1 protein-coding gene is annotated in these 1,735 nt (G+C 28.6%); it reads right to left on the reverse strand.

The genetic code is table 11. From position 1 onward, the window contains the following. Window positions 1-197: 197 nt before the first annotated feature. Window positions 198-1,646 (reverse strand): TlpA family protein disulfide reductase, encoded by a 1,449-nt coding sequence (locus tag HM984_RS17300; protein WP_179350097.1) that lies wholly within the window; start codon window positions 1,644-1,646, stop codon window positions 198-200. Between the last annotated feature and the right edge of the window lie 89 nt (window positions 1,647-1,735).

Raw genomic sequence — 1,735 nt, forward strand, 5'->3', positions numbered from 1 at the left:
ATAAAGCAAACAACTCCTTAAAGTTCTCCATACAACCCAGAAAAAAGTGTCCGATCCGTATCGGTAATTGCAGACAACGTGTTTGTGTATGATTTCGTTGCGTGTTTAAGCATTAAAGTTAGCAAATAAATCACAGATAGAAAGTCCGCGAGGACTTTCGTAAGTAGGCTATAACTAGCAATGAATTATACACGGTGTTATATGCTGGCCTTTATCAGTTCAATAAGTTCTCTTTCACTTGGTCTCGGTGCATTTTCATCTATTATTTTGCCATTCTTTCCAAAAAGTAAATATCTAGGAATAGTTTTAATGTTATAATTTTTATAAAGATTAGATTTTTCCCAATTTGATATTATATAATTATCTATTTCATTTGACAGATTTTCTAATTTTGATGCTCTTACCCAAGCTGAATAGTCCTTGTCAATTGAAATTTCAATAATTTTAAGTTCTGTTTCATTGAACTTTAATTTCAAATCTTTTAAAAATGGCATTTCTTTTCGGCAAGGCGCACACCAACTTGCCCAAAAATCAACTAGAACTACTTTTCCTTTATGCTTTAAAAGCACTTCTTCAAAAGTCAATTCGTTATCATCGATAAGGTTAGTTAAAGTTCCAACATTTCTATTAGTAGCGTTTAGTTTCTTTGAATTTATGTTTTGTTTATCAATGACTAATTGCCATTTATTTTTAAACTCTTCATTTTTGTTAACAGTGTTGAACTTTGTTAGATATTTGTCAAATTTTGACTTTTCTATAAAATATATGCTTTTGAGGTATGAGTCCAGTAAAGTTAGTTTTGTGTTCTTATTAAGAAATGTTTCATTGTCATTGATGAAATCGAATTGTACAGAATTCAAAACTCTTTTGTCTTTATTGAAATATTTGTAAAGAATCAATGTTCTTAAAAAACTTATGTACTCATTATTAGCTATTAATTTTTCATCATTTAGGTCAATTTCTAAATTTTCAATGTCTATTTCTGTTTTTTGATTCTTAGCTTCTTTTATTTTGGAAGAAGCAAACTTTAATTTTTGATTTATTCTATTTGCTGAGTAGAATTTATTTGAAATACTGTTATTTGCTTTTAAACTATCTAGTAGTTTAATTGAGTTTAGATATACTTTTTCTGAATCGTATTTGTTATTTTGAAATTTATTTTCATCGATTACTATTGCTTTTGTATTGATATTGTACTTGTATAAAAGATAATCGAAGTTGTTTTCGCTCCAGGTTTTAGTACTATTCAATATTGTAAAAGTTGGGTATTCAATTTGTTTTGATTTGTTAAGATTAACTTTTCTCACATCGATTAAAAGACTATCTCCTTTTTCAAGCTCTAGTTCATAGAAAAATGAAAACCAAGGCGCTCCACCTAGTATTTTGATAGTATTTTGCGTTGGTATAGTTACTGATGTTTTGTTTTTTTTCTGTCCGAGATATAGTATATCAGGCTTGTCCTGCATTTCATCAACAAAAAGGTTAGTTTCAAACGATTTTATTGTGTCATTTATACTAATAAAGACTTCATTTCTTTTTTCAATTTTCTTTTCCTTAATGATTGAAATTTCAGGACCAATTTCTTCCTTTTTTTCTTTACAGCTAAAAATTGAGATAAGTAAAAATGTTAGTAGTATGTTTTTCATCGGCTTGCATATAATGGTAGGTGGTATGAATAGTGGCCTTCTCCATAAACTTGCTTTTTAGGCCATTATTTATACCACGTGTTGTCTGC

This window comes from Winogradskyella pacifica (genome assembly GCF_013403915.1).
Taxonomy (GTDB): Bacteria; Bacteroidota; Bacteroidia; order Flavobacteriales; family Flavobacteriaceae; genus Winogradskyella; species Winogradskyella pacifica.